The sequence below is a fragment of the Curtobacterium sp. PhB146 genome (assembly GCF_004342995.1).
Taxonomy (GTDB): domain Bacteria; phylum Actinomycetota; class Actinomycetes; order Actinomycetales; family Microbacteriaceae; genus Curtobacterium.
Map to the genome: position 1 here is coordinate 115,457 of NZ_SMBN01000005.1, position 18,297 is coordinate 133,753.

The window sequence follows — 18,297 nt, forward strand, 5'->3', positions numbered from 1 at the left end:
GGGGTCCTTTCAGTGGGCGTTCATGAACGCATCGAAGACGGCGACCGTGCCGAGCGGGTTCTCGATCTGGGGGCCGTGGTAGCTCTCGGCGATCACCTCGTACGACGAACCGAGACGCGAGGCCATGTCCGCCTGCCACGGGATCGGCCAGGCGCCGTCCCAGACGCCGTGCGCGACGAGCACCGGCAGTCCGGTCGCGCGGAGTTCCTCGGTGGTGTCGGTGCGGTCCTCGAGGATCGCTGCACCACCGAGCACGCTGAGGACGCTCGTGTGGTCGAAGCGCTCGCGGACCATCCGGGCGTCGTCGGGGAGCTCGGCGTCGGGGCGGCCGGCCCAGAGCGGGTTCTGCGCGTCGAACAGCGCGCGGTTGGAGCACGTGTCGGCGACGATCGTCTTCTCGGCGGCCTTGCGGTACGACCAGCCGTGCGGGCCGGAGCAGAACATCGTCACGTCGCGGAACGACGTCGGCGAGGCGATCGCTGCGGCGCGGACGATCACGCCGCCGAGCGAGTGGCCGACGAGGTGGACCGGAGCGCCGTCGTCGAGCAGTCCGGCGACGCGGACGACGTCGGCGGCCTCCTGCTCGAGCGTGTACGCCGTGCGGTCGTCGGGCGAGACCGAGTCGGCCTGTCCACGGCGGCTGATCGCCACCGCCGACCACCCGGCGTCGCGGAGGAGCGGCAGGAACGTGCGCCAGTCCTCCTTGGAGCCGGTGTAGCCCGGGACGATGAGCACGACGCCCTTCGACACCCCGGACGGCACGATCCGGTACGCCGTGAGGCGGCCGATCGGCAGGTCGATGCCGACGACGTCGACCCCGTCCGGCGTCGGCAGGTGGCCGAACGCCGGCACCGCCGGGAAGTCGTGCAGCGTGGTCACAGCCGGCCCTCCGCGAGGGCGCGGCGGGGGTTCGGCACGGCGTCGAGCAGGGCGATCGTGTACGGGTCCTGCGGGTTCTGCAGCACCTCGGCCGTCCGTCCCCGCTCGACCACGGCACCCTCGTGGAGCACCATGATGTCGTCGGTGATGAGCCGCGCGCTGAGCAGGTCGTGCGTGATGTAGAGGAGTGAGACGCCCCACTGCTCGCGCAGGTCCTCGAGCAGGGCGAGCACGCCGGCGCGCAACGTCACGTCGAGCATCGAGACCGGCTCGTCGGCGATGATCACCTGCGGGTCGGACGCGAGTGCCCGGGCGATGACGACGCGCTGCCGCTGCCCACCGGAGAGCTGGTGCGGGAGCTTCTGCGCGAACTGCTCGACCGGGGTCAGGCCCACGGTCTCGAGGAGCTCGAGCACGCGGCGCCGGGCGTCCTGCCCCGTCAGGTCCGTGTAGTTCGCGATCGGGCGGGACAGCGTGTACTCCACGGTGTGCAGCGGGTTGAGCGCCGCGTACGGGTCCTGGAACACCATCTGCACCTCGGAGCGGAGGTCCCGCAGGCCGCGCTTGCCCAGGCGTGCGACGTCGAGGTCGCCGAACCGGACGGTGCCGGTCGTCGGCTTCTCGACCCCGGTCAGGAGCTTCGCGATGGTCGACTTGCCCGAACCGGACTGGCCGACCAGGGCGAGCGACTGCCCCGGCTCGAGGGTGAACGACACGTCGCGCACCGCCTGCACGGGCTGCTCGCCGCGGCGCGGCGCCGGGTAGGTCTTCACGATGTTCGAGACGACGATCGGGTTCTTCGCCGCCGAGCGCTCACGCGACCCGACGGTGCTGAACGACGACGTGGCCTCCTGCCGCTTCTCGCCGGACGTCGCACGCTGCGACCGGTCCGGGAACCCGGGCAGGGACACGATCTCGGCCCGCGGGTCGGCGTAGTGCGACAGCAGCATCTGCGTGTACTCGTCCTGCGGGTTGCGCAGGAGCTCCTTCGAGCCGCCGTCCTCGACGATGCGGCCCTCGTGCATGACGAGCACGCGCTCGGTGGCCTCGAGCACGATGCCGAGGTCGTGGCTGATCAGGATCGCCGTGAAGCCCTCGGCCTGCTGCAGCTCGATGATCGTGTCCATGACGGCGTGCTGCACGAGCACGTCGAGTGCCGTGGTCGGCTCGTCGAACACCATGAGCTGCGGTTCGAGCGACAGGGCCAGGGCGATCGAGACACGCTGCCGCATGCCGCCGGAGAGCTCCCCCGGGAACCGGGCGAGCATCGACGTCGGCAGCTTCACCTTCTCGATGAGCTCCTTCATCCGGGCGTCCCACCGGTCGCGCGACACGTGGCCGTGCGCCTTGAAGATGTCGATGAAGTGGTTCCGGACGGTGCGCACCGGGTTGAGCGCGTTCATGCCGGACTGCAGCACCATCGCGAAGCCGCCCTGGCGCTGCTGCCGGAGCGCTTCCTCGTCGAGGTCACGGATGTCGTGGCCGTTGAAGACGATGCTGCCGCCGTTCGTCCGCGCCGGCGGCTTCTGCAGACGCGTCAGCGCGTAGCCGAGCGTCGACTTGCCCGAACCGGACTCGCCGACGAGGCCGACGAACTCGCCCTTCCGCAAGCTGAACGACACGTGGTCGACCGCCTGGACGGCCGTCTGGCCGGCCGATTCGTACACGACCGACAGGTCGCGGACGTCCAGCAGGACGCCCTGGGCGTCACCACCGTCGGACGGGAGGCCCGTGGCGGCGCCGTCCCGTGCCTCCAGGCCGTCATCTGCGTACGTTCGCGAGCCGCTCATGCGGTCGCCTCCTTGCGCTTCGGGCGCGCGCCTTCGCGCAGCCGCGGGTTGGACACGGCGTCGACGCCGAAGTTGATCAGGGTGAGGCTCATCGCGAGCAGCGCGATGCAGAGGCCGGGGGCGAAGAGCAGGATCCACTGGCCGGTGAGCAGCGCGTTGGAGTTCTGCGCCCAGTAGAGGATCGTGCCCCAGCTGACGATCGACGAGTCGCCGAGCCCGAGGAACTCGAGGCCCGCCTCGGCCAGGATCGCGCTCGTGGCCGCTCCGAAGAACGAGCCGACGATGAGCGAGGTCATGTTCGGCAGGATCTCGCGGAACACGATGCGGGTCGCACCGTCACCGGAGAACTGCGCGGCCGTCACGAAGTCGCGACCACGCAGGGACTGCGTCTGGCTGCGCAGCACGCGAGCGCCCCAGGCCCAGCCGGTGACGACGATCACCGCGATGATGACCGCGATGCCGCCGTTCTGCAGGTACGCCGCGATGACGATCATCAGGGGCAGGCCCGGGATGACCAGGAACAGGTTCACGATGAAGCCGATGACCTCGCCGATCCAGCCGCGGACGTAGCCCCAGCTGAGGCCGATCGCCACGGCGACGAGCGTCGACAGGATGCCGGCGACGGCACCCACCATCACGGAGATCCGTGCGCCGTAGATGATCTGGGACAGGACGTCCTCGCCGGCGGCGGTGGTGCCCATCCAGTGGTCGGCGGTCGCGTCGGCGGACCGGGCGAAGCCGTTCTGGCTGGCACCGTACGGGGCCAGGAGCGGCGCGAAGATCGCGACCAGCACGAACACCGCGAGGATGATGATGCCGATCCGGGCCTTCGAGTTCGACCAGACGACGCCGAACTGGCGGGCGATGCTCTTCCACTTGGAAGGAGCCTGTTGTTCGTCGGTGTCCTGGGTCCGGACAGCGACAGTGGCGTTGTTGGTCATCGGCGCGTCCTCGGGTCCAGGACGCCGTACATGACGTCCACGATGAAGTTGGCGATGAGCACCGACACGGTGATCATCAGGAAGAGGGCCTGCATCAGCGGGTAGTCCTGCCCGATGACGGCGTTGAACAGCAGGTAGCCGATGCCGGGGTAGCCGAAGACCTGCTCGACCAGCACCGAACCGCCGACCACGCCACCGAGTGCCAGCCCGAAGCCGGTCAGGTTCGGCAGGATCGCGTTCCGCGCCGCGTACCGGACGGCCACGGTGCGGCCGCGCAGACCGTTCGCCTCGGCGAAGGTCACGTAGTCGTCACCGAGCGTGTTGATCATCGCGTTGCGCATGCCGATGATCCAGCCGCCGAGGCTCGTCACCAGGATCGTCACCGCGGGCAGCACCGCGTGCTGCAGGGCATCGGCCGCGAACGCTCCGTTGAGCCCCGGGGTGGTGGTCGCCGAGTAGGCGCCCGTCGTCGGGAACCAGTGCAGGACGTAGCCGAGGAAGAACAGCAGGAGCAGGGCGGTCCAGAAGTACGGGAACGTCGACATGAACGACCCCGACAGCGTCGGGAGCGAGTCCAGCCAGGTCCCGCGCTTCCACGCCGCCGCGACGCCGATCAGGGTGCCGAGGACGAACGCGAGGATCGTCACGACGCCGACCAGGATGAGCGTGTACGGCAGGGCCTTCGACACGAGGTCACCGACCGGCTGCGGGTAGAACGTGTAGCTCACCCCGAAGTCGAGCGTGACGACCTGGTGCAGGTAGTTGACGTACTGGTCCCACAGGTTGCCCGTGGGGACGCCGAGCTGGGCCTCGATGGCCTTCTTGGTGGCTTCGGTGACGGGGCCGTTCTGGCTGAGCTTCGCCAGCGCGGCGTCCGACGGGCTGCCCGGCATGAGGCGCGGGAGCACGAAGTTCAGCGTGACCGCGGCCCAGAGGGTCAGGACGAAGAGGACGAGTTTCTGGAGGATGTACTTCACTTCTGGTCCTCTTGCTGCTTCAGGATCTCCTGGCCGGCTGCGCTGTCCCGGAGCCGGAGCTTCGAGAAGATGAGCAGCGGTGCGGAGTCGTAGTTCTGCGGGGCCATGTACGGGTCCTCGGCGCTGGGCCAACCGACGAACTTGCCGGTGTTGAACAGCCCCCAGAGCCCGCCGTAGTACATGCCGATCACGGGCAGCTCGTCGTACACGATCTCCTGCAGCTGGTTGAGGATCTCCTGCTGCTTCGCCGTGTCCGTCGTCGCCTTGTACTCGTCGAGGAGCTTCTGGGTGTCGGCGTTCTTGTAGCGCTCGTAGTTGTTCACCGTCGACTTGCCGACCGGCTGGTAGAAGTCGCTGCTGAGCAGGGAGTTGAACGCCTGGTAGACGTCACCGTTGCCCATGCCGCCCATCGCCATGTCGAACGTGCCGTTGTTGATGTTCTGCTGGTAGCCGGCGGGCTGCGGTGCCTGGATCGTCACCTTCACGCCGATGGCCGTCAGGTCGCGACGGACCTCCTGCGCGGCACGGAGCCAGTCCGAGTAGCCGTTCGCGGTCATGATGGTGATGGACAGCTGCTTGCCGTCCTTCATGATCTTCCCGCCCTGCTCGGTCCAGCCGGACTTCGCGAACGCGGCCTTCGCAGCGTCGACGTCCTGCGTGATCATGCCCTTGTCCGGGATGTCCGGGTTGAGGTACTTCTCCTGGTTCGGCAGGATCAGGCCGGTCTGGCCCGCTGCCGCCAGGTTGCCCTCGGACGCGGTCTCGGCGATGTCGTCACGGTTCAGCGCGAGCGAGATGCCCTTGCGGACGTTGACGTCGTTGTACGGGGCCTTCGTCAGGTTCGGGATGAGGCCGATCACGCCACCGGCCGGGAACCACCACTGGTTGGTCTTCGACGCGGCGCCCCAGGTGCCCTTGACGTCCGAGATGAACGAGTACGCCCAGTCGTAGCCGCGGGTGACGGTGTCGAGCTGCGTGTTCGTCGCCGGCAGGATGAGGTGCTTGATGGCGATCTTGTCGGCCTGCCAGTACGTCGGGTTCTTGTCCATCGAGTACTGCTGGTCGGTGTAGTTGCCGAGCACGAACGGGCCGGTGCCGACCGGATTCGGGTCGCGGAACGTCGTGGGGTCCTTCACGCCGCCCCAGTGCTGCTCACCGAGGATGTACGTCGCGCCGATGATGTTGAGGCTCGGCACGTCGTCGCTCTTGAGGTGGAAGACGACGTGGTCGCCGTCCACCTCGATGCTCTTGATGTGCTGCCAGGCGCCCTTGACGTCCATCGCCGGGAACTTCTTCAGCAGGTCGAACGTGAAGACGACGTCCTTCGCCGAGAACGGTGAGCCGTCGGACCACTCGACGCCCTGGCGGATCGTCATGTCGATCGTGCTGGCGTCCGGCTGGCTCCACTTGCTGGCGAGCCACGGGGTGCCCTTGCCGTCGAGCGGGTTGATCTCGATGAGCGGCTCGTACATCCACTTGGAGGCCGTGCGGGCGTTCGCGATGTACGGGTTGAAGTTGCGGTCGAACAGCGGGTTGCCGTGGTCCGCGTTGATGAGCATCGTGTCCTTGCCGATCGTGGGATCGGGTTCGGACCGGACCTGGATGCTGCAGCCGGTGGCCATGAGGGCCACGGCTGCGAGCCCGGCGATCGCCGCGACGAGGCGGCCGCGTCGTCGGGTGCTGCCGGGGCGCGTTCCGGGAGCGCGGGTCCCGGGGTCGCGCTTGCCGCGCGTGCGCTGTGGGGGAAGCGTCATTGCTCGGTCGACCTCCGTGTCGAATCGGTACTGGGTCAATGTATGCGCTTACATCGCGTCGCGCAACACCGGGGTTCCGTGCCGGGGTGGTACGCAGTGGCGGGCGGCGGCAGTGAGGGTCGGAGCGAGGGTCGCTGCGCTCGGTGCGCGTTCCGTCGCCGGGTGCGAGGCTGCCCGCTCCGTGCGCGGTTACAGGCCCGCACCGGGCGGTCAACGTCGCACGGGATGACCAAAGCCGCACGGTGCGGACGCACCGCCGCGCCGCTCGCAGCGCCGTTCGCCGCGCCATGCGCCGCGCCGCTCGCAGCACCGCTCGTCACAGCGCCGGCGGGCAGCTCTCGCGCAACAGCACCTCGACCGGCAGGCGGACGGCGCGCGGCGGTCCCTCGCGGTGGTCCAGCCGGTCGACGATCGCCCGCACCGCCGCACGCCCGAGCTCCCCCATCGGCTGGTGCACGGTGGTGAGCCGCGGCGACGAGAAGCGCCCGGCGTCGATGCCGTCGAACCCGGTGACGACGACGTCCTCGGGCACGCGCAGGCCCCGGGCGGTGGCGGCGTCGAGCACGCCGAGCGCCGACTGGTCGTTCGAGCACACGATGGCCCGGGGCACCTCGTCCGCCAGCAGCGTCGCCGCCAGCTCCCGCGCTCGCGCCCGGCCGAAGTCGCCGTGCACCACCCGGACCGACGACGCCGGCACCCCGTGGTCCGCCAACGCCGACCGGAAGCCGGTCGAGCGCTCCATGTCGTCCGGCGAGTCGATCGGGCCCGCGACGTACGCGAGCGACCGGATGCCGAGCCGCCCGATCACGTGCGATGCGAGCGTCCGCATGCCGGCGCTGTTGTCCACGCTCACGGAGTCGAACCCGTGCGACCGCCGGTCGTCGGCGAGCACCACGACCGGGATCCGACGGGCGACGTGCTCGAGCAGGTCGTCCGGCACGGTCTGCGCGAGCACGGCGAGGCCGTCCACCCGGCCGGCGACGTCGTTGACGATCACGTCGCGCGAGGACCCCCGACCGGCGGCGACCATCAGCGCGAGTCCGCGCTGCCAGGCCTCGGTCTCGGCGCCGCGCAGGACCTCGTCGAAGTACAGGTTCGAGGAGAACGGCTGGGTCACGTGGCGGCGGTCGTCGACCACGCGGACACCCCCGTCGGTGACCAGGTCCGGCCGTTCGTCGGGCACCACGTCGAACCCGGGCAGCAGCAGTCCGACGACGCCGGTGCGCTTGCCGGCGAGGGCTCGGGCGTTGCCGGAGGGGACGTAGCCGAGGCTGCGGATCGCCGCTTGGACGCGGTCCCGGGTGCCCTCGCGGACGGCGTCCGGCGTGCGGAGCACGCGCGAGACGGTCGCGATCGAGACGTTCGCGGCACTGGCGACGTCGTAGACCGTGGGAGGTGCGGTACGTGGTGCAGCCAAGCCGTGCCTCCCGTCCGACGTCCGCTGGTGCGCACCGGGGCGGCGCGGCCGCACCATCCTAGGCACGGTCCGTGACGGCACTTCTCCACATGTGACGAAAGCCCTTGCGGCGGCCGGAGCGACCGCGCGACACTGTCACGACCTCAGTACGTCCCGTGAGGAAGCGCACCGGCGGGCAGGATGCCCGCGCACACCACGATGCCCACACGCAGGGGAAGGACACCGACATGTCACAGGCGACACGATCCGGAAGCAAGCTGGCGAACCGCGCGAGCCACGACGAGGCCGAGGTGCGCGACGCGCTGCTCGAGCGCACCGACGGCGGCGGGTCGACGTTCGACCAGCTCGACGCGACGGAGGAGCGCGCGGACCGCCCGTAGCGGGTCACGTCCGGCGTCGACCGGGCGACGGTTAGGAGGCGCGGACCGGCACCTGCTGTCGGGTCGCGTCTCCGGGGCGGTCGCGTCCAGTGCCCTGCTCGCGTCACGGCGGACCGGGTCACGCGCCGCGCGTCCCGCCGGGCCCCGCGGTTCGTGCTCCGTCAGGTCACGCGGTTCGCGTCAGCGCTCGGTCGCCCCGACGATCGTCATGCCCGCGCCGCGCAGTCGGCGGCGCTCCTGTGCGATCCAGCCGAGCAACCGGTCGTTCGTCCCGGCGACGTGCGCTGCGACGAGCCCGGCCGCACGGTCGGCGTCGCCGTCGCGCACGGCGTCGATGATGGCGCTGTGCTCGTCCCATGCGGCGTCGCGTGCCTCGGGCGTGCGGACCTCGATCCACCGGGTGCGCTCGAGACGGGTCAGGGCATCGGCGATCGCGTCGGTGATGAACCGGTTGCCGCCGAGCGCCGCCAGGTCGAGGTGGAACGTCGAGCCCATCCGGATGCCGGCCTGCTGGTCGGGTGTCGGGCGCAGTGCGTCGAGGTGCCCGCGGACCTCGGCGAGTTGTTCGGCGCTCGCCCGCTCGACCGCGAGTCGGGTGGCGGCGGGTTCGAGCACGCCGCGGAGTTCGGCGAGCGAGGCGATCTCGTCGAGGTCGATCGGGGTGACCGTCCACGAGCGCCCCTCGTGCAGGATGAGGCCCTCGCGCTCGAGCCGCGACAGTGCGGCACGGACGGGGGTCCGCGAGGCGTGGAACCGCGCTTCGAGTCCGCGCTCCGAGATGCGCTCACCCGGCGCGATGTCGAGCGTCAGGATCGCGGCACGCAGGTTGTCGTAGAGCTGGGCCGTCTGCGACACCGGGGTTGCATCGGTCGTGTCGGTCACGGCCAACAACTCTAGCGGGGACACCGTCGGAATGGTATACCGTTGTGGTATACCAATTGCTTCCGACATGAAACGATGCGAGCCACCACGATGACCGCGACCGCCCCACCCCCGACGCCCACCACGATCGGCCGCCGAGCGTGGACGATGCTCGCGCTCGGGGTCGCCGCGCAGGCCGCCGGGACCCTGGTGGTGACGGCTCCCGCTCTGCTCATCCCGTACCTGCACGCGAACGGCACGTCCCTGACCGTGGCGGGCGTGCTCGCCGCCGCACCGACGTTCGGCATGGTCCTGACGCTCATCGCCTGGGGCGCCATCACCGACCGGATCGGCGAGCGGATCGTGATCGCCGGCGGACTCGTGCTGACGACCCTCGCGGTGGTCGGGGCATGGCTCGCCGCGGGCGACCCGGTCCTGCTCGGGCTGGCCTTCCTGCTGGGCGGCATGACGAGCGCGTCGACGAACGCCGCGAGCGGCCGGGTCGTCGTGGGGTGGTTCCCGAAGGAGCGGCGCGGGCTCGCGATGGGCATCCGGCAGATGTCGCAGCCGCTCGGGGTGACGCTCGCGGCCGTCACCGTGCCGCAGCTCGCCGAGGGGTCCGGGATCCGCGCGGCCCTCGTCCTGCCGATCGTCCTCTGCGCCGTGCTCGCGGTGCTCTGCGCCATCGGCATCCAGAACCCGCCACGACCGGCCCGGCACACGGCACCGGCCGACGCGACCGCGAACCCGTACCGGGCGAGCGGGTTCCTCTGGCGGATCCACGCGGTGTCGATCCTGCTCGTGGTGCCGCAGTTCACCCTGTCGACCTACGGGCTGGTGTGGCTCGTCGGACTGGGCTGGTCGACGGCCGCGGCAGGGCTGCTCGTCGGGGCGTCGCAGTTCGTCGGGGCGATCGGACGGATCCTGGTCGGGGTGTGGAGCGACCGGGCCGGCTCACGCGTCGGACCGCTGCGGATCGTCGTCGTGAGCGCCGCCGTCGTGATGGGGCTGCTCGCGCTGGTCGACGTCACGCACCTGGCCGCCGGAGCCGTGTTCCTGGTGATCGCGACGAGCGTCACCGTGGCGGACAACGGGCTGGCCTACACGTCGGTCGCCGAGGCGGCCGGGCCGTTCTGGTCCGGTCGCGCCCTCGGCACGCAGAACACCGGGCAGTTCATCGCGGCGAGCGCCGTCGGCCCGGGAATCGGGGCCCTGGTGACGGCGCTCGGGTTCGCGGCGTCGTTCGGCATCGTGGCCGTGCTGCCGCTGCTGGCCCTGCCGCTGGTCCCGCGCGCGGACCGGTCGCACGACTGACCGCGCGATGCACTGTAGGAACGGGCGTACCTGGTCGAAAGAACTGACCAGGTACGCCCGTTTCGATAAGGTACGCGCGCGGCTCGCTAGGCGGGGACGACCGGGCCCACAGGCCAGCGGAGCAGCGCGGCGGCGGGAGCGCCACCGGGCAGCGACGCGGCGTTGACGAGCACGAGCTCGGCGTCGGTCAGCACCGCGGCCCGCACCATCGCGCACACCGCCGGCACCGCCCCGATGACGGGCGTCCCCGCGGCCTGCTCCGGTGCGGTGGCGACCCACGGCGCCCCGGCGAGCGCGAGCAGCGTCCGGTCGCCGATGGCCACGGCGTCGAGGGCGACGGTCGCACCCTGGGCCTGCTGCAGCGCCTCGACGACGGGTCCGAGGCCGGTGACGACCTGGTTGTCGCCACGCCCGACGTGCGTGCGGAGCGAGTCCTCGAGGTCGTGACGGCGGGTGGCGACGACGCGGGCGAGTGCGGTCTCGACGTGCTCGACGAAGGCCTGCTTCGAACCGGCGTCGGCGCGCGGGTCGCCCGGGAACACCGAGACGAGTGCACGGGTCTCGGACGAGAGTGCCTTCACCAGGAGCTCACGGGCGGTGACGTCACCGGCGACGACGACGAGTCCGGGGCGGATCGTCCGAACGGCCTCGTCGACGGCGGCAGCGATCTCCGACGAGTTCTGCTTCCAGATCTCCTCGGTGTGCTGCTGCCAGTGCGGCTGCTTCCACCCTGTGCCGGCCTTGGCGTAGTGCAGGGTGTCGTTCCGTCCAGCCACCTGCTGCTCGGACGCGTCGGCCGCGACCGGGGCGTGCCCGAGGCGGTAGGCGCGGAAGGCCCCGCCCTCCTTGCCGGCGTGGACCACCAGGAACGGCAGGTCGACGGGACGGTGGGCGACGAGCGGCACGAGGTCCGGCACGGCTCCGACGCCGACGGACTCCGATCCGTGCAGCGGCCCGGGCAGGACCTCGCTCAGCACGACCTCGCCGTCGTGCACGAGCACGTACCGGGTGACGGGCGAGGGGACGCCGGGCTCCTGCTCGAACTCGGTGGCGACGGCGTCGACGACCTCGTCGGACGCACCCTGTGCCCGGAGCCCCTCCTCGACACCGCGGAGCTTGAGCGCCGCCTGTCGTCGGGGATCCTCGACGTTGCCGGAGACGTCGGCGTAGGCCCAGGCCCAGGTGCCGCCGCCCTCCAGTCGCTCTCCCAGGATCCGGTGCAGTTCGCTCGTCGCGTTGGTCGACGTCATGGCAGCTCCTCTCGGACGGTTGCCGGAGCCGATGAGCTCCGGCGCTCTCACGTGCGACCACACTCCACCTCGCCGCCACCGGGCGTCCACAGTCGGGAGCGAACACCCAGGCGCGAATCTGCAACGACGCTCGGTTTTGTGGTTGGCTGACCTGGACCCCGAATCGACGACGAACCGGAGTGCGGCAATGACGCCACGACCACGACCCATCTCCAGACGACAACTCCTGGGCTTCGGCATCGGCACGGCGGCGGCAGGGCTGCTCGCCGGCTGCGCGGTCCCCGGTTCCACCAACGTGAACAAGGCCGCCCTCGTGCCGGCCGCCGCGTCGGGCGAGACCGTCCAGCTCACCTACTGGGCCTGGTTGAAGGACCTGCAGAAGGTCTGCGACGTCTGGAACAAGACGCACCCGAACATCCAGGTGTCGGCGAACTGGATCCCCGGTGGCAACAGCGGCGGGTACCAGAAGATGTACTCCGCGCTGGCGGCCGGCGGCGGTCCGGACATCGGTCAGGTCGAGCTCCGGCAGATCCCCGAGTTCATGCTCGCCAACGGTCTCGTCGACCTCGCCCGCTACGGCGCGAAGGACTTCGAGTCGAAGTACGACGAGGCGGCGTGGGCGCAGGTGTCCTTCGTCGACGGCATCTACGGCATCCCGCAGGACACCGGCCCCATGGGGTTCTACTACCAGACCGCCCTGCTCGAGCAGGCCGGCGGCGAGCCCCCGACGACGTGGGAGGAGTGGCGCGACCTGGCCGAGAAGGTCCGGAAGACGGGCAAGCAGAACTACCTCGAGGTGTTCCCGGTCTCGGACGCGTCGCCGTTCGCCGCGTACGCGCAGCAGGCCGGCGCCCGCTGGTTCAAGGTCGACGGTGACGAGTGGGTCGTCGACATGACCGACGACAAGACCCTGATGGTCGCGGACTTCTTCGACGGGGTCATCGACGACAAGCTCGTCGACACCAGTGCCGGTGCGTACTCCCCCGGCTGGTACGCCTCGGCCGCGAGCGGCAAGATCGCCGCGGTCACGAGCGCGAGCTGGGGTGACGCCCTGATCGAGTCCGTGCAGGGCGGCGAGGGCAAGTGGAAGGTCGCCCCGATGCAGAAGTGGGGCGCCGACGGCTTCGGCTCGAGCGCCATCGGTGGTTCGACGGCGGCGGTCCTGGCGAACGCGAAGCACCCGAGGGAGGCGCTCGAGTTCATCACGTGGATGACCACCTCGAAGGAGGGCATCGACGCGATGATCAAGCACTGCGGCATCGGCTGGTCGCCCGCGGTCGACTACATCGGCAAGCAGCGTGAGCAGCCGTCGAAGTGGTTCTCCGGCCAGAACTACAACGAGGACGTCTTCGTGCCGGCCTCGAAGGAGCAGAACATCGACTGGTCGTGGTCCCCCGTGACCCAGTCGGCGTTCACGAGCCTGCAGAACCAGTTCCGCCGCAAGCTCACCTCCGGCCTCAAGCTCTCCGACGCGGTGGAACTCGCGCAGCGGGAGATCGTCCAGTCCTTCAAGGACAAGGGCCTCAGCGTCAGGACGGCACGATGAGCCAGCAGACCAGCACGCGACCCGCCTTCCGCACGAGCACGAAGGCCACGAGTGCGCAGAAGCGTGCCCCGTGGATCCTGCTCGCGCCGTTCCTGGCCCTGTTCCTGCTGACGTTCATCATCCCGATCATCAGCGCCCTGTTCCAGTCGTTCACGACCGTCGACCGCGAGGGCTTGTTCGGCGAGGACGGCGTCGTCGGCAAGTTCGCCGGCTTCGACAACTACGCGATCGCCCTGCAGGACTCCGGTTTCGTCGCCTCGATCGGCCGCATGCTGCTCTTCGGCATCGTGCAGGTCCCGGTGATGATCATCGCCTGCACGATCCTGGCGCTGCTGCTCGAGTCGGCGAGCGCCCGCTGGCCGGGCTTCTTCCGGGCGATCTACTTCATGCCGTACGGCGTCCCCGGCGTCATCGCGACGATCCTGTGGTCGTTCCTGTACGTGCCCGGCCTGTCGCCGATCGTGTCCCTGCTGCAGTCGATGGGGCTGCAGCCGGACTTCCTCGGCGCCAACAGCGTGCTGTGGTCGATCGCGAACATCGTCACGTGGACCTACACGGGCTACAACATGCTCATCATCGTGGCGCAGCTCAAGTCGATCCCCGGCGAGGTCTACGAGGCCGCCAAGATGGACGGCGCCGGCCCGTTCCAGGTCGCGTGGCGGATCCAGATCCCGCTCATCGCGCCGGCCCTGGTGCTCACCACGGTCTTCTCGATCATCGGCACGCTGCAGCTCTTCGCGGAGCCGCAGATCCTGTCCACGGTCGCCCCGGCGATCGACACCGAGTACACGCCGAACTACGCCGCGTACACGAACGCGTTCGCGTTCAACGAGTACGGCGTCGCGAGTGCGCAGGCGGTCATCATCGCGCTGGCCGCGTTCATCCTGTCGTTCGCGTTCCTCGCGTTGACGAACCGCGCGCCGAAGGACGAACGCGACCGGCGCAAGCGCGCCAAGCGTGACGGCCTGGAGGCCCGTACCGCGCTCCAGACGCGCGCTGCGGCGGGCAGCACCGGTACTTCCCAAGCCGCACCGGGCCTCCAGGCCAGGTCCGGTCTGCAGAACGGAACGAAGGGGGCGGACGCATGACCAGCGAAGCCATCGAAGCGCCGGCCACGGCGAAGACCGCCGTCCCCGTGGACACCACGTCGATCTCGGCGCACCAGCGCCGCAAGCTCGACCGGTCCCCGCGCTCGCAGATCGTCGTGACGGGCATCCTCGTCATCGTCGCGCTGTACTTCCTCGTCCCGCTGTACTGGGTCGTCATCGCCGCGACGAAGACCACCGGCGCGCTGTTCTCGACGAACGGGTTCTGGTTCGGCGGCGAGTTCGCACTGTGGAGCAACCTGCAGCAGGTGTTCACCTACGACGGCGGCATCTTCGTCCGGTGGATCGCGAACAGCATCCTGTACTCCGGCGTCGGTGCGGTCCTGGCGACCTACTTCGCCGCGGCCGGCGGGTACGCCCTGGCGAAGTACGACTTCAAGGGTCGGCAGTTCGTGTTCGGCACGATCCTCGGCGGCGTGCTCGTGCCCGGGACCGCGACGGCGCTGCCGCTGTTCCTGCTGTTCTCGACGCTGGGCCTGACCGACACGTACTGGAGCGTGCTCATCCCGAGCCTCGTCTCCCCGTTCGGCCTGTTCCTGTGCCGGGTGTACGCAGCGGCGTCGGTGGACACCACGCTGCTCGAACAAGCACGCATCGACGGTGCCAGCGAGCTCCGGATCTTCCACACCGTCGTGCTCCGGCAGATGACCCCGGCCCTGGTGACCGTGTTCCTGTTCCAGGTCGTCGGCATCTGGAACAACTTCTTCCTGCCGCTCATCATGCTGGCAGACCAGAAGCTGTACCCGATCACACTGGGGTTGAACAACTGGCGCTCGCAGGTCGACCGCCTGCCGGAGTTCTACCAGCTCACCACCGGCGGGGTGCTCGTCTCGGTCATCCCGCTCGTCATCGCCATCATCGTCCTGCAGCGCTTCTGGCGCGGGGGCCTCACGGAAGGATCGGTCAAGGGTTGACCAACTCCGCACTCGACGACCTCCACTCGACCTCGCCGGGTTCGGCATCACGGCTCCCCCCGCGGGCCGCGCTCCACACCGACGCACCGTCGCTCTCGCTGAACGGCGACTGGCGCTTCCGGTGGTCGCCGGTCGCATCGGTGTCCGACGCGTTCGCCACCGACGCCGCCGTGGAGGACGACCCCGCGTGGGGCGAACTCCCGGTGCCGTCGCACTGGGTGCTGCACGGGCACGGGTCGCCGAGCTACACGAACCTGCAGTACCCGTTCCCGATCGACCCGCCGCACCCGCCGGACGAGAACCCCACCGGTGACCACCGGCGGACGTTCGAGCTGCCGGCGTCCTTCGCGGCCGCCGGTCGGGTGCTGCTGCGGTTCGACGGGGTCGAGTCGCACTTCCGGGTGTGGCTGAACGGCACGCTCGTGGGCTGGTCGACCGGGTCCCGCCTGGCGACCGAGTTCGACGTCACGCAGCTGCTCCGTCCAGGGTCGAACGACCTGGCCGTGCGGGTGCACCAGTGGTCGGCGGCCTCGTACCTGGAGGACCAGGACCAGTGGTGGCTGCCGGGGATCTTCCGCGACGTCACGCTGCTCGCCCGTCCGACGGCGCCGATCGACGACGTGTTCGTCAGGGCTTCCTGGGCGCCCACGTTGGGCAGTGCCGCGACGGCCGGGACGGCTGCGTCCGGACGCCCGGCGACCGGCAGCGGGACCATCACGTTCCCGACGCTGGACGCTGGATTCCCGGTGCGGTTCGCGGTGCCCGACCTGGGCGTCGACGTGACGTGGGCGACGGCCGACGAGGTCACGCCGATCGAGGTCGAGGGCGTCGAGCCGTGGAGCGCGGAGCTGCCGAAGCTGTACGACGCGACGGTGTCGACCGGCACCGACGCCGGCGGTGCCGCCGGTGGCGAGACCGTCTCGTTGCGGCTCGGCTTCCGCACCGTGTCGATCGAGGGCGACCGGTTCCTGGTGAACGGCGAGCGCGTGGTGTTCCACGGCGTGAACCGGCACGAGACCCACCCCGTCCGCGGCCGCGTCTTCGACGAGGAGCACGCCCGCGCGGACATGGCGCTCATGAAGCGCAACAACGTCAACGCGATCCGCACCTCGCACTACCCGCCGCACCCCCGCGTGCTGGACCTCGCCGACGAGCTCGGCTTCTGGGTGATCCTGGAGACCGACCTCGAGACCCACGGGTTCATCTTCACCGGCTGGGTCGGCAACCCGTCGGACGACCCGGCCTGGGCGGACGCCTACCTCGACCGCGTCGCACGGACCGTCGAGCGGGACAAGAACCACCCGTCCATCGTGATGTGGTCGCTCGGCAACGAGTCCGGCACCGGCCGGAACCTGGCGGCGATGTCGCAGTGGGTGCACGACCGCGACGCCGAGCGGCCCGTGCACTACGAGGGCGACTACACGGGCGAGTACACCGACGTGTACTCGCGGATGTACCCGTCGCTGCAGGAGACCGAGTCCATCGGAGGCGGCACCCCGACGCCCCTGCTCGGCTGCGGCCCGGCCGAGGCCGCACGGCAACGCTCGAAGCCGTTCATCCACTGCGAGTACGTCCACGCGATGGGCAACGGCCCCGGCCAGATCGCCGAGTACGAGGCCCTGGTCGACCGGTACCCGCGCCTGCACGGCGGGTTCGTGTGGGAGTGGCGCGACCACGGGCTCCTGGCGCAGACGGCGTCCGGCCAGGACTACTACGCCTACGGCGGCGACTTCCACGAGGTCGTGCACGACGGCAACTTCGTGATGGACGGCCTGGTGCTGCCCGACGACTCCCCGACGCCCGGGCTCGCCGAGTTCGCGGCCGTCGTCGCCCCGATCCGCCTGGCGGTGTCGGACACCACGATCCTGGTCGAGAACCGGTACCACTCGGCCTCGACCGCCGGGCTGCGGTTCTGCTGGACCCTGTCGCGGAACGGCGTCGTCGAGGCCTCCGGTCGGTTCGCCGCCGGCGTGGTGGCCGCCCGCGAGTCGGCGACCGTCCCGGTGCCGACCGAGGTGCTCGACGCGGCCACCGCCGAACTCGCACCCGGCGACGAACTCTGGCTCGACCTGACCGCCGAACTGGCGGGCCCGACCGCGTGGGCGGACACCGGCCACGTCGTCGCACGCACCCAGCGGCTCGTCGCGAGCCGTGTGGCGGACGCACCACGGGCCTCCCGGCAGGGGTGGGACGGCGACCGTTTCGGCGACGGGACGTTCTCGGACCGCGGCGACCTGGTGTCCTGGAAGGGACACGAGGTCGCAGGACCCCGCCTGGAGCTCTGGCGCGCCCCGACCGACAACGACCGGCTGGCGTCGCAGGGCGGCTACGAGACGGCGGACCCGGTGCTGACGCACGGTGTCGGTGACCCGGACGCTCCCCCGTCGGCCTCGCGCTGGCGGGACCGTGGACTGGACCGGCTGACCCACCGCCTGGTGTCAGTGGCACGGACCGACTCCGGCCTGGAACAGCGGGTGCGGGTGGCGGCGGCGAACAGCGGCTGGGGCCTCGACGTCACGCACCGCTGGACCCTGACGTCCGACGGGCTGGTGCTGCAGACCGACGCGGTGCCGTTCGGGGCGTGGGACGTCACCTGGCCGCGGATCGGGGTGCGGTTCGACCTGCCCGCTGGGTTGGCCGACGAGACGGCCACGTGGTTCGGCACCGGGCCGCTCGAGTCGTACGCCGACTCGTCGCACGCTGCCCGGGTCGGCCGGTTCACCGCTCCGGTGCGGTCGCTCGGGGTCGAGTACTCGCGGCCGCAGGAGACCGGGCACCGGCCTGCTCTGCGCTCGTTGTCCGTCGGGCCGTTCACGGTGTCGACCGTGGGGTCGCACCGTGCGGGCTTCACCCTGTCGCCGTGGACCGCGCAGCAGATCGACCGCGCCGAGCACCCGTACGAACTGCCGACGTCGGACCACCTGTACCTGTACCTCGACGCGGCACAGCACGGGCTCGGCAGCCGGGCGTGCGGCCTCGACGTGCTGCCCGAGCACCAGCTCTGGCCGCAGGCGTTCAGTTGGAGCGTCGTGCTGGCGTAGGGGTCGGGTCGGGTCGGGTCCGGCTCGTCCGCGCCCCGCTGTCGTCGTCGCGCCCCGGCTCTTCGGGGCGCGACGACCGCCACGGGGCGCGATCTGTCGACTGCGCCGCGACCGCGCTGCCTACGCG

General features: G+C 70.4%; 14 protein-coding genes. 6 read left to right on the forward strand and 8 right to left on the reverse strand.

The window, feature by feature from the left end; translation table 11 throughout:
* Window positions 1-9: 9 nt before the first annotated feature.
* The 6 genes from EDF33_RS17560 to EDF33_RS17585 all read right to left on the reverse strand — a co-directional run bounded on the left by EDF33_RS17560 (window position 10) and on the right by EDF33_RS17585 (window position 7,758).
* Window positions 10-879 carry an alpha/beta fold hydrolase gene (locus tag EDF33_RS17560; RefSeq protein ID WP_132100725.1) on the reverse strand — a complete coding sequence of 290 codons (870 nt, stop codon included), beginning with the start codon at window positions 877-879 and terminating at the stop codon, window positions 10-12.
* Complete coding sequence (locus EDF33_RS17565; protein WP_243692485.1) at window positions 876-2,669, reverse strand: ABC transporter ATP-binding protein; 1,794 nt, start codon at window positions 2,667-2,669, stop codon at window positions 876-878. Before EDF33_RS17565 ends, EDF33_RS17560 begins: the two co-directional genes overlap by 4 nt.
* Window positions 2,666-3,610: an ABC transporter permease gene (locus tag EDF33_RS17570; protein ID WP_123293511.1), complete on the reverse strand. Its 945-nt coding sequence runs from the start codon at window positions 3,608-3,610 to the stop codon at window positions 2,666-2,668. The genes EDF33_RS17565 and EDF33_RS17570 overlap by 4 nt, the downstream gene beginning before the upstream one ends.
* Window positions 3,607-4,587 carry an ABC transporter permease gene (locus tag EDF33_RS17575; protein ID WP_111085432.1) on the reverse strand — a complete coding sequence of 327 codons (981 nt, stop codon included), beginning with the start codon at window positions 4,585-4,587 and terminating at the stop codon, window positions 3,607-3,609. Before EDF33_RS17575 ends, EDF33_RS17570 begins: the two co-directional genes overlap by 4 nt.
* On the reverse strand, window positions 4,584-6,341 hold the full coding sequence (locus tag EDF33_RS17580) for an ABC transporter substrate-binding protein (protein ID WP_228505606.1): 1,758 nt from the start codon (window positions 6,339-6,341) through the stop codon (window positions 4,584-4,586). The genes EDF33_RS17575 and EDF33_RS17580 overlap by 4 nt, the downstream gene beginning before the upstream one ends.
* Before the next feature lie 316 nt (window positions 6,342-6,657).
* Window positions 6,658-7,758 (reverse strand): LacI family DNA-binding transcriptional regulator, encoded by a 1,101-nt coding sequence (locus tag EDF33_RS17585; protein WP_228505604.1) that lies wholly within the window; start codon window positions 7,756-7,758, stop codon window positions 6,658-6,660.
* 227 nt (window positions 7,759-7,985) lie between these two features.
* Here EDF33_RS17585 and EDF33_RS20285 point away from each other — a divergent pair, with 227 nt between their 5' ends.
* Complete coding sequence (locus tag EDF33_RS20285) at window positions 7,986-8,138, forward strand: hypothetical protein (RefSeq protein WP_159570996.1); 153 nt, start codon at window positions 7,986-7,988, stop codon at window positions 8,136-8,138.
* A gap of 180 nt (window positions 8,139-8,318) precedes the next feature.
* Here the strand turns inward: EDF33_RS20285 and EDF33_RS17590 are convergent, their stop codons facing one another.
* A complete protein-coding gene (locus EDF33_RS17590; RefSeq protein WP_235035805.1) occupies window positions 8,319-9,020 on the reverse strand; it encodes a GntR family transcriptional regulator in 702 nt (233 codons plus the stop codon).
* 90 nt (window positions 9,021-9,110) lie between these two features.
* Between EDF33_RS17590 and EDF33_RS17595 the strand changes: the two genes are divergently transcribed.
* Window positions 9,111-10,313, forward strand: a complete 1,203-nt coding sequence (locus tag EDF33_RS17595) for an MFS transporter (RefSeq protein ID WP_131881269.1) — start codon at window positions 9,111-9,113, stop codon at window positions 10,311-10,313.
* Between the two features lie 86 nt (window positions 10,314-10,399).
* Here EDF33_RS17595 and EDF33_RS17600 read toward each other — a convergent pair whose 3' ends face one another.
* Window positions 10,400-11,563, reverse strand: coding sequence for a Vms1/Ankzf1 family peptidyl-tRNA hydrolase (locus tag EDF33_RS17600; protein WP_132100726.1), 1,164 nt, complete (start codon window positions 11,561-11,563; stop codon window positions 10,400-10,402).
* Between the two features lie 187 nt (window positions 11,564-11,750).
* Between EDF33_RS17600 and EDF33_RS17605 the strand changes: the two genes are divergently transcribed.
* Genes EDF33_RS17605 through EDF33_RS17620 form a run of 4 tightly spaced genes read left to right on the forward strand, consistent with a single transcriptional unit; the run spans window position 11,751 to window position 18,170 of the window.
* Complete coding sequence (locus tag EDF33_RS17605; RefSeq protein ID WP_132100727.1) at window positions 11,751-13,109, forward strand: sugar ABC transporter substrate-binding protein; 1,359 nt, start codon at window positions 11,751-11,753, stop codon at window positions 13,107-13,109.
* A complete protein-coding gene (locus EDF33_RS17610; RefSeq protein ID WP_123293505.1) occupies window positions 13,106-14,197 on the forward strand; it encodes a sugar ABC transporter permease in 1,092 nt (363 codons plus the stop codon). Before EDF33_RS17605 ends, EDF33_RS17610 begins: the two co-directional genes overlap by 4 nt.
* Window positions 14,194-15,129: a carbohydrate ABC transporter permease gene (locus EDF33_RS17615; RefSeq protein ID WP_111085425.1), complete on the forward strand. Its 936-nt coding sequence runs from the start codon at window positions 14,194-14,196 to the stop codon at window positions 15,127-15,129. The genes EDF33_RS17610 and EDF33_RS17615 overlap by 4 nt, the downstream gene beginning before the upstream one ends.
* A complete protein-coding gene (locus tag EDF33_RS17620) occupies window positions 15,126-18,170 on the forward strand; it encodes a glycoside hydrolase family 2 TIM barrel-domain containing protein (protein WP_132100728.1) in 3,045 nt (1,014 codons plus the stop codon). Before EDF33_RS17615 ends, EDF33_RS17620 begins: the two co-directional genes overlap by 4 nt.
* The last annotated feature ends 127 nt before the right edge of the window (window positions 18,171-18,297 follow it).

Excerpts from the sequence above, each read along its gene's own strand:
- EDF33_RS17565 (WP_243692485.1), bottom strand. The coding sequence starts at position 2,669 with ATGAGCGGCTCGCGAACGTACGCAGATGACGGCCTGGAGGCACGGGAC.
- EDF33_RS17570 (WP_123293511.1), bottom strand. The coding sequence starts at position 3,610 with ATGACCAACAACGCCACTGTCGCTGTCCGGACCCAGGACACCGACGAA.
- EDF33_RS17580 (WP_228505606.1), bottom strand. The coding sequence starts at position 6,341 with ATGACGCTTCCCCCACAGCGCACGCGCGGCAAGCGCGACCCCGGGACC.
- EDF33_RS20285 (WP_159570996.1), top strand. The coding sequence starts at position 7,986 with ATGTCACAGGCGACACGATCCGGAAGCAAGCTGGCGAACCGCGCGAGC.
- EDF33_RS17595 (WP_131881269.1), top strand. The coding sequence starts at position 9,111 with ATGACCGCGACCGCCCCACCCCCGACGCCCACCACGATCGGCCGCCGA.
- EDF33_RS17600 (WP_132100726.1), bottom strand. The coding sequence starts at position 11,563 with ATGACGTCGACCAACGCGACGAGCGAACTGCACCGGATCCTGGGAGAG.
- EDF33_RS17605 (WP_132100727.1), top strand. The coding sequence starts at position 11,751 with ATGACGCCACGACCACGACCCATCTCCAGACGACAACTCCTGGGCTTC.
- EDF33_RS17610 (WP_123293505.1), top strand. The coding sequence starts at position 13,106 with ATGAGCCAGCAGACCAGCACGCGACCCGCCTTCCGCACGAGCACGAAG.
- EDF33_RS17615 (WP_111085425.1), top strand. The coding sequence starts at position 14,194 with ATGACCAGCGAAGCCATCGAAGCGCCGGCCACGGCGAAGACCGCCGTC.